The following is an 8,321-nucleotide window of genomic DNA, read 5'->3' on the forward strand; positions in this document are numbered from 1 at the left end:
GAAGGCCTTGTGCACCCAGTCGTGCCCGAAGATGGCCAGCACCACGGCGCCGACTCCGACGACGATCGAGACGAGCATCGGGTTCAGGTGGAAGGTGCTGTTCAGGCCCTCGCCCATCAGCACGGTGTCGGCGATGTTGAACGCGAGGTAGGTGAAGAGCGTCGCGACGAGCGGCACGATGACGCCGCGGTAGCCGAACTGGGCACGCGACTGGATCATCTGCGGCAGGCCCATGTGCGGCCCCTGCGACGCGTGGAACGCCATGAACAGCGTGCCGACGGCGATGCCCAGGATGCTGGCGACCGCCGTCCAGCCGAGCGACAGCCCCAGGGCGGGGCCGATGAAGCCGATCGGGATGGAGAAGTACTGGAAGTTGCCGAGGAACCAGAGCGGCGCCTGGTGCCAGAGCTTGCCGTGGCGTTCGTCGAGCGGGACCCAGTCGATGGATCTCACCTCGACCAGCGGCGTGGTGCGAGTGGTGGTGGTGCTCATGCGAAGACTCCGTCGTCGATTCGGGCGGGAACGGGTGGGCGGGGGGTGCCGTGTTGTCTATTGAACATCAAAAGTAGCCTGTGATGCAATACTCGGTTTCGGATCGCGCACCCTGTCGCGCACCCTGTCGCGCACAAAAGAGCGACGCCCTCCCCGGTCGGGAAGGGCGTCGGACGGGTGCCGGCCGGATCAGGCCGAGCCGCTCCAGGCGGCGGGCGCGATGACCCACATGATCTCGGATTCGCCGTCGTGGTCGTTCACCCACGAGTGCGGCTCGCGTCCGGGGATGGTCAGCGTGTCCCCCTCGCCGAGCACGACCTCGTGCTGGGCGAACCGCACGCGGATGCCGCCCCGGAGGACGTGCACCGCCTCGACCTCGCAGTTGATCGTGTAGAGGTCGTCGCCGCCGCTCGCGCCCGGCTCGAGCGTGGAGCGCAGCAGCTGGAAGCGCTCCTCGTCGCGCGGGGTGATGAGGCGCTCGATCGCGCGCGTGCCGCCCAGGTTGATGCGCGGCGCATCCGCGAGGTGGATGACCTCGCCCGACGGCCGGTCGAACAGGCTGCCGATCGGCAGGGACAGCACCTGGCAGATCATCACCAGCGTGGCGACGCTCGGCGAGGTCTCGTCGCGCTCGAGGCGGCTGATGAACCCCTTGGTCAGCCCGGTGGTCTCGGACACCTGGGCGATGGTCATGCCCTGGCTCAGGCGTGTGGCGCGCAGCTTCGCGCCGATGCGCAGCGCGCCCTGATCGGGCTCGGGGTGAATGGGTCTCATGTCGCTCGCAGACGTGCGCGACGCCGTCTGCATCGCTCGATTCCGCCAGCCTAGTCGAGAGAGTTGTTGCACAGTAGGCGCCACCTGTTGTCTACTGGTGTCTCCCACCACCCTTCGAGAGGCGAGGTTCGCTGATGAGCCCTGAATCCCCGGACGACGTGCGCACCGCCGGCGTCGACTCCCCCGCCGCTGCGGACGCCCTGGCCGCCGTCGATCGCATCATCGCGGACTTCGGCGCGAACCGCGTCGACGCGTACTTCGCCGGGTTCGCGCCCGAGGCGACGTTCCTGTTCCACGCGGAGCCCGCGCGCCTGGAATCGCGCGCCGAGTACGAGGGCCTGTGGGCGTCGTGGGTCGCGGCATCCGGCTTCGAGGTGCGGGGATGCCGGTCGACGAACCGCCGCCTCCAGGTGTTCGGCGACATCGCGGTGTTCTCGCACGACGTGGACACCACCGTGCACGCCGACGGGGAGCTCTCCGACTCGCACGAGCGCGAGACGATCGTGATGCAGCTGCGCGACGGCGCCTGGGTCTGCGTGCACGAGCACCTGTCGCTGCCGAGCTGACGCTACAGCTTGCGCAGCTGCACCTGCTGGACGGTGTGACCGGGGCCCTTGCGCAGCACGAGGTTGGCGCGGTGCCGGGTGGGCAGCACGTTCTCCTCGAGGTTCGGCAGGTTGATGGAGTTCCAGAAGCCGAGGGCCTTCTCCACCGCTTCCTCGTCGGTGAGGTCGGCGAACACGTTGAAGAACGAGCTCGGATCGCTGAACGCGCCCTGCCGCAGCGCCAGGAAGCGGTCGACATACCAGCTGGTGATGTCCACGGCATCCGCGTCGACGTAGATCGAGAAGTCGAAGAAGTCGCTGACCGCGACGTCGTGCGGCGCGGGCGGGGGCTGCAGCACGTTGAGGCCCTCGACGATGACGACGTCGGGGCGGCGCACGGTGACGCGGGCGTCCGGGACGATGTCGTACCGGATGTGGGAGTAGTACGGGGCGTGCGCCTCGGGGGCGCCTCCCTTGATCTCCGCGAGGAAGTCGATGAGCGCCCGGGTGTCGTACGACTCCGGGAAGCCCTTGCGGTCCATGAGGCCGCGGCGCTCGAGCTCCGCATTCGGGTAGAGGAACCCGTCGGTGGTGACGAGTTCGACCCGCGGCGTGTCCGCCCAGCGGCTCATCAGCTCCCGCAGCAGGCGCGCGATGGTCGATTTGCCGACGGCGACCGACCCGGCCACCCCGACGACGAACGGCGTGGTCGTGTCGCTCTCGCCGAGGAATCCGGCGGTCTCCGCCCCGAGCCGCTTGGTGGCCGACGCGTACAGGCTGAGCAGCCGGCTGAGCGGCAGGTAGACGTCGCGCACCTCGTCGAGGTCGAGCCGGTCGCCGAGTCCGCGCAGCTGCACGATCTCGGTCTCCGTGAGCGGCTGCGCCATGTCGGCGGCCAGGCGCGCCCACTCGGCGCGCGGGATCTCGCGGTACAGCTGCGGCGGTGCGGACGCCACCGTGGCGTCCGGCGATTCGGCGGACATCGCGCCCCATCGTACTGGGAGACGGATGCCGCAGCTGCACCGGCATCCCCGCCCGGCACCGCCCACCGGCTCCGTCCGACCGGCACGACGAGCCGGATCGGACGGAGCCGGGTCGGTCAGACGGCGACCTTCATGAGGTCGAGGGCTTCGGTGGAGGGACCGGATTCGCCGGGGAAGACGTGCGCTTCGTCGGCACGGAAGACGAGGCGCACGGTGCCGTCGAGGGAGCCGTCCGGCGAGACGACCTGCACGGCGATGTCGCCGAGCCGCAGCATGTATTCGTAGCGGGAGCCGACGTAGGCCCGGGCGACGACGTCCGTCGACAGCACGTTGAGGTCGCGGCTGCCCGGGGCGTCCGCCACGATCGCGAGGCGCTCCGGGCGGATCGCGACGGTCACCGGGGCGCCGGCGAGCCACGACTCGCGCGTGGCGACCGTCACGATGGTGCCGGTGGCGTGCAGGCGCACGTCGACCTGACCGGCACGGGACTGCTCGACGGTGCCGGGCAGGAAGTTGCAGCTGCCGACGAACGCGGCGACCTGGGCGGTGGCCGGGTGCTCGTAGATGTCGCGGGGCGTGCCGACCTGGGTCATCACCCCGTCGAACATCACGGCGATGCGGTCGCTGAGGGTGAGGGCCTCGTCCTGGTCGTGCGTGACGTACAAGGTGGTGATCCCGAGGTCGGTCTGCAGGCGCTTCAGCCACGCCCTCGCCTGCTCGCGCAGCTTCGCGTCGAGGTTCGAGAGGGGCTCGTCCAGCAGCAGCACGGTGGGCGAGTAGACGAGGGCGCGGGCCAGGGCGACGCGCTGCTGCTGCCCGCCGGACAGCTGGTGCGGGTAGCGGTCCTGCAGGTGCGCCAGCCCGACCTTGTCGAGCGCGTCGTGGATGCGGGCGTCCTTCTCGGCCCGGTTCGCCTTGCGGATGTTCAGCGGGAACGCGAGGTTGTCGCGGATGGTCATGTGCGGCCAGAGGGCGTACGACTGGAAGACCATGCCGAGGTTGCGCTCCTCGGTGGGCACGTACACCCGCGCGGCGCGGTCGACGAGCGTGCGGTCGCCGATCGCGATGGCCCCGTCGGTGGGGTCCTCGAGTCCGGCGATGCAGTTCAGCGTGGTGGACTTGCCGCACCCGGACGGGCCGAGCAGGGTGAAGAACTCGCCGTCCTGCACGTCGAAGTCGATGTCGTTCAGCACGGTGACGTCGCCGAACGTCTTGGCGAGGTGGGAGACGCGGATATCAGGCATCCTTCTTCTCTTTCATCAGGAGGTTGGCCACCCCGACCACGACGGCGGTGATGGCGATCTGGATGGTCGCCAGGGCGGCGACCGAGCCGGTGTTGCCCTGCACCCAGAGCTCGAGCATGGTGGTGCCGATCACGTTGGAGTTCGCCGACGACAGGAACAGGGCGGCGGAGTACTCCTTGAGCATCGTGACGAACACGAGCAGCATCGCCCCCGCGAACGCCGGCACGAGGAGCTTCCGGAGGATGCGGGCGAACACGCCCACCCAGTCCGCGCCGACGACGCGGCCGGCGTTGTCGAGCTCGGTGGCGATCTGCATCAGAGCCGGGGAGATCGACCCGTAGGCGGTGGGGAGAGCGCGCAGTCCGAACGCGATCAGCACCGCGACCAGGGTGCCCTGCACGAGGTTGCCGCCGGGGAAGAGCGCGAACGCCCAGAAGAACCCGATGCCGACGATGATCCCCGGGATGGCCTGCGGCCCGAGCGACAGATACTCCGCCGCCCGCGCGAACCGGAACGTCGACCGCTTGGACACCACGACGGCGACCAGGGCGAGCGCGCTCACGAGCACGGCTCCGGCGACGGCGATGAGGATGCTGTTGCCGATCGACTGGATGTAGGACTGGTAGGTGAACACGGTCTGGTAGTTGCGCAGCGTCAGGGTCTTCAGCGGGCTCTGCAGCGGGGTGAAGATGAGGGTGAACGAGCGCAGCACGAGACCGAGGATCGGCAGCGCGGCGCCGAACACCACGTAGATCACGATCAGCACGGTGGCGACCCACTTCAGCCACCCGAGGTCGAGGCGCCGCGGACGCACCGCCTTGCCGCGCACCGACACGAACCGCTGCGCGTTCTTCAGCACCTTCGCCTGCACCGCCACCGTCGCGACCGTCACGGCCAGGATGATGGTGGATGCCGCGGCGAGCACCCCGTAGTCGGGCCGGATCGAGGTCAGTCCGTGCGAGTACAGGAACGTGGAGAACAGCTCGATGCGCACCGGGGTGCCGTACAGCAGCGGCACGCTCAGCGTCTCGATCGACATGCTGAACACCAGGATCGAGGCGTAGACGATCGGCGGGCGCAGCAGCGGCACGATCACCTGGAACACGATCCGCAGCGGCCCCGACCCGCACACCCGCGCGGCGCTCTCGAGGGAGGCATCCGACTTGCGCAGCGCGTTCGCGCAGAACACGTACGCGATCGGGGCGAGGCCGACGGCCTCCGTCAGCGCCATCCCCGGGATGGAGTACAGGTTCCACGGCACGAAGCCGATGAGACGCTGCACCTCGACGCTGACGAAGCCGGCCGGGCCGTACAGGGTGATCCAGCCGAACCCGAGAAGCAGCGACGAGATGAAGAACGGCCACTGCATCGATCCGGCGAGCACCCGCCCGAACGGCAACCTGGTGCGCACCACCAGCACGGCCAGCGGGATCGCGAACAGCAGCGTCAGGAACGTCGTCAGCACCGCGAACAGCGCCGTGTTCCAGATGACCTGCCCGAACCCGGCCTCGGCGAACAGCTTCACGTACGAGTCGACCGTGAACGCGCCGGTGGAGTCGTACAGCGGCTTGCTGCGCACCGACTGGTACAGGATCGGCACGATCGGCGCGATCACGAACAGCGCGACCACGATCAGCAGCGCGTACTGCACGACCCGGTCCCGCCCGACGCCGAAGACCCGCAGGTACTTCGGCGCCGGGAAGCCCTGCGACCGATCCACCGCATCCTTCGCAGGCGCGCTGGTGAGAGTTGTCATGATGATTCAGTCCCGATCTCGGATGTCACAGGCGGCGGAGCTCACTTGCCCAGCAGGCCGTTCCACTTGTCGGTGAACGTCTTCACCTGGGCGTCGGTCGTGACCGTGTAGGGCACGCGGATGACGGCGTCCTCCCCGACCTGGTCGACGATCTCCTGGTAGGTGTGGCGTCCGGCGACCTGCTTGACGCTGTCGCGGTACGACGTCAGACCGCCCTCGGCGACGGCGTTCTGCCCCTCCTCGGAGAGCACGAAGTCGAGGAACAGCTTCGCCGTGTTGGCGTTCGGCGCCTTGGGCGTGATGCCGAGGCCGCGGCCGAGCACGACGGTGCCGTCCGACGGATAGACGAATCTGAAGATGCCCGAGGCCTTCTCCTCCTGCGGGAACGCGACCGCGCTCGAGATGAAGAAGCCGGCGAGGTACTCGCCCGAGGTCACCTTGTCGACCTGCGTGCCCGACGACGACTCGGGGCGCGCGGACGGCAGGATCTTCTCCAGCGACGACCAGGCATCCGGGTTGCCCTGCACGTAGCCGTGGGACACCGTGAACCCGAACGACCCGCTCACGTCGCGCGTGGTGATCTTGCCCGTGAACTTCGCGGGATCCGCGGCGACCAGCTTCGCGAGGTCCGCGATGCTCTTCGGCTCGCTGCCCAGCAGCGACGCGTTGTACGACATCCCGACCGGGTCGGTGGACATCGCGTAGACGCTCGGCATGAGCTGCGCGTAGTCGGGCAGCTTCGCGAGTTCGGGCGACGTGTACGACATCACCCGGCCGGGCTCGCTGTCGTACTTCGCCCACGCCTGCACCGCGTTCGTGACCAGCAGGTCGGCCGGCGCGTTGCCGGTCGAGGTCTCGCTCAGCTGCTTCTGGAAGACCTCGTCGCTGTCCAGGTTGTTGGCCGAGATCTTCTTCACGAACGGGTACTTCTTCTGGAAGTCGCGGAAGATCGGCGCCCAGTTCTCCTGGTCGGTGTTCGAGTAGATCGTGAGGTCCCCGCCCTCCTTCTTGGCGGCGTCGACGATCTTGCTGTAGTCGGCCGGGTAGTAGCTCGGCCATTCGCCCTCGGAGATCTTGTTCTCCGGGGCCTTGGTGCCGGTGTCGCCGGAACAGGCGCTGAGCGAAAGCGCCAGGCCCACCAGGGCCACCGAGGCCACCGCCGTGATCGCGAACTTCTTCATTCCACTCCTCCTCGAGTGCCGCGGAGGCCGTCCTCCGCGCTGCTGTTCCAGCGACGGTACGGAAGCGGATGCCGCGGCACCGGGTTCGGTAAGTAACGGTCGGCTTCGGTAACTATTGGTCGCGGATCGGGTCGGATGCCGCCTGCCTAGACTCGTGGGATGCCCCCCATGTCGCTGCGCGCGCAGCTCCTGCTGCTGCAGGCGACGATCGTGCTGGTCGCGACCGTGCTGACCGGCGCGATCGCGGCGTCGCTGCAGGCATCCGCCATCCGCGAGGCGTACAAGGACCGGCTCGTCGGCGTCGCCCAGTCGATGGCCCGGCTGCCGGCCGTGCAGAGCGCGCTGGAGAACCCCGAGCCGTCGACGGTGGTGCAGCCGATCGCCGAGGTGATCCGCAAGGCGTCCGACGTGACGTACGTGGTGGTCACGGATGCCGCCGGCATCCGGCTGTCGCATCCGGACCCGGCGCGCATCGGCGAGAAGGTGTCGACGGACCCGTCCGTGCCGCTGTCCGGCAAGACATACGTCGGCACGCAGCAGGGCACCCTGGGCGAGTCGTGGCGGGTCAAGGTGCCGATCTTCCGCTCCGGCACGAAGACCGTCATCGGGACCGTCTCGGTGGGCGAGCTGGAGTCGCAGCTCAGCGCGGACTTCCTCCGCACGGTGCCGCTGCTGCTGCTCGCGATGGCGGGTTCCGCCGTGGTCGGGGTGTTCGGCGCGGCGTGGGTGACCTCCGTGGTGCGCCGCCGGATCTTCCGCCTGGAGCCCGCCCAGATCGCGTCGCTCGTCGAGCAGCAGGAGACCATGCTGCACCGCATCGACGAGGGCATCGTCACGGTGGATGCCGGCGGCACCATCACCCTCATGAACGACGCCGCCGCGCGCCTCCTCGGCGGGGAGGACCTGGTCGGGCGCCGGGCCGGCGACGTGCTGGAGCCCACGCTGCGGGAGGTGCTCGAGCGCGGCGAGCCGCAGGGCGAGCTGGTGCTCGTCGGCGAGCGTGTGCTCATCGCACGCAGCACCGGAACCACCGTCGACGGGGCGCCGGTCGACGCGACGCTGCTCATCCGCGACCACACCGAGCTGCACTCCGCGCTGCGGGCGATGGACGGTGCGCAGTCGGCCACCGACGGCCTGCGCGCACAGGCGCACGAGTTCGCCAACACGATGCACGTGGTGTCGTGGCTGCTCGAGTTCGGCGAGCGCGAGGAGGCGCTGGCGTACCTCGCCTCGGTGCGCGGCGGCGGCACCATCGCGGGCCGCGCCGTGGAGCTGCTCGGCGAGCCGGAGCTGGCCGCGCTGGTCGCTGTCAAGACCGCGCAGGCGCGGGAGCTGGGCATCGGGCT

At 69.2% G+C, this 8,321-nt stretch carries 8 protein-coding genes; 2 read left to right on the top strand and 6 right to left on the bottom strand.

Annotated elements, in window-relative coordinates:
• Together VJR25_RS02515 and VJR25_RS02520 are read right to left on the bottom strand one after the other, a co-directional pair.
• Window positions 1-492 (bottom strand): cytosine permease (locus VJR25_RS02515; RefSeq protein WP_324112190.1); only part of this gene is annotated, 492 nt, incomplete at its 3' end.
• 189 nt (window positions 493-681) lie between these two features.
• Window positions 682-1,266, bottom strand: a complete 585-nt coding sequence (locus VJR25_RS02520) for a helix-turn-helix domain-containing protein (protein WP_324112191.1) — start codon at window positions 1,264-1,266, stop codon at window positions 682-684.
• Between the two features lie 134 nt (window positions 1,267-1,400).
• On the opposite strand from VJR25_RS02520, the gene VJR25_RS02525 reads away from it, so the two are divergent.
• On the top strand, window positions 1,401-1,832 hold the full coding sequence (locus VJR25_RS02525) for a nuclear transport factor 2 family protein (protein ID WP_324112193.1): 432 nt from the start codon (window positions 1,401-1,403) through the stop codon (window positions 1,830-1,832).
• 2 nt (window positions 1,833-1,834) lie between these two features.
• On the opposite strand, the gene coaA is transcribed toward VJR25_RS02525, so the two are convergent.
• The 4 genes from coaA to VJR25_RS02545 form a co-directional block, all read right to left on the bottom strand.
• The gene (gene coaA, locus VJR25_RS02530; RefSeq protein ID WP_324112195.1) at window positions 1,835-2,794 is read right to left on the bottom strand and encodes a type I pantothenate kinase; all 960 of its coding nucleotides are present in this window, start codon (window positions 2,792-2,794) and stop codon (window positions 1,835-1,837) included.
• 116 nt (window positions 2,795-2,910) lie between these two features.
• Entirely contained in the window at window positions 2,911-4,038 is a 1,128-nt protein-coding gene (locus VJR25_RS02535) for an ABC transporter ATP-binding protein (RefSeq protein ID WP_324112197.1), read from the bottom strand.
• Window positions 4,031-5,794 carry an iron ABC transporter permease gene (locus VJR25_RS02540; RefSeq protein ID WP_324112199.1) on the bottom strand — a complete coding sequence of 588 codons (1,764 nt, stop codon included), beginning with the start codon at window positions 5,792-5,794 and terminating at the stop codon, window positions 4,031-4,033. Before VJR25_RS02540 ends, VJR25_RS02535 begins: the two co-directional genes overlap by 8 nt.
• Before the next feature lie 41 nt (window positions 5,795-5,835).
• Window positions 5,836-6,975, bottom strand: a complete 1,140-nt coding sequence (locus VJR25_RS02545) for an ABC transporter substrate-binding protein (protein WP_324112201.1) — start codon at window positions 6,973-6,975, stop codon at window positions 5,836-5,838.
• 159 nt (window positions 6,976-7,134) lie between these two features.
• Between VJR25_RS02545 and VJR25_RS02550 the strand changes: the two genes are divergently transcribed.
• A partial coding sequence (locus VJR25_RS02550; protein WP_324112203.1) for a PAS domain-containing protein occupies window positions 7,135-8,321 on the top strand: 1,187 nt, incomplete at its 3' end.

The sequence above is a fragment of the Microbacterium sp. genome, assembly GCF_035277845.1.
Lineage (GTDB): Bacteria > Actinomycetota > Actinomycetes > Actinomycetales > Microbacteriaceae > Microbacterium.

Bases quoted from the DNA above. Each gene is read 5' to 3' on its own strand.
- VJR25_RS02520 (WP_324112191.1), bottom strand. From the start codon at position 1,266: ATGAGACCCATTCACCCCGAGCCCGATCAGGGCGCGCTGCGCATCGGC.
- VJR25_RS02525 (WP_324112193.1), top strand. From the start codon at position 1,401: ATGAGCCCTGAATCCCCGGACGACGTGCGCACCGCCGGCGTCGACTCC.
- coaA (WP_324112195.1), bottom strand. From the start codon at position 2,794: ATGTCCGCCGAATCGCCGGACGCCACGGTGGCGTCCGCACCGCCGCAG.
- VJR25_RS02535 (WP_324112197.1), bottom strand. From the start codon at position 4,038: ATGCCTGATATCCGCGTCTCCCACCTCGCCAAGACGTTCGGCGACGTC.
- VJR25_RS02540 (WP_324112199.1), bottom strand. From the start codon at position 5,794: ATGACAACTCTCACCAGCGCGCCTGCGAAGGATGCGGTGGATCGGTCG.
- VJR25_RS02545 (WP_324112201.1), bottom strand. From the start codon at position 6,975: ATGAAGAAGTTCGCGATCACGGCGGTGGCCTCGGTGGCCCTGGTGGGC.